At 50.4% G+C, this 274-nt stretch carries 1 pseudogene; it reads left to right on the top strand.

The features are described 5' to 3' along the window. Positions 1-219, top strand: a pseudogene (locus SB753_RS37175) (hypothetical protein); the annotation flags it as partial. Positions 220-274: the final 55 nt, after the last annotated feature.

Below are 274 nucleotides of genomic sequence, written 5' to 3'. Positions count from 1 at the left end.
CACGGCCTCGACCGGAATGATGCAATGCTGCCCTTGCGCCAAGCATTGCCGAAAGTGAACGACTTTGCGGCCGTCTCAGATCGAGCATTGAACGTGGAGAGCTTTTCAGCTTTGGCCAAACCGTCAGCGCCTGTGCGTGAGCTGATTAACAGGCCGTTGAAATACCCATCGATCGGATTCAGGCCGATCGATGGGTATTTCAACAGCCTGCTAGTCTGACTGTGTCATAAAATTAATTCACAGCAGAGCGATACCTGGTACTATTGAATAATAC

The sequence above is a fragment of the Paraburkholderia sp. SIMBA_053 genome (assembly GCF_046534895.1).
Taxonomy (GTDB): Bacteria; Pseudomonadota; Gammaproteobacteria; order Burkholderiales; family Burkholderiaceae; genus Paraburkholderia; species Paraburkholderia caledonica.
Note: the sequence above shows the minus strand (reverse complement) of the source record. Positions and strands in the feature narration are given on the sequence as shown.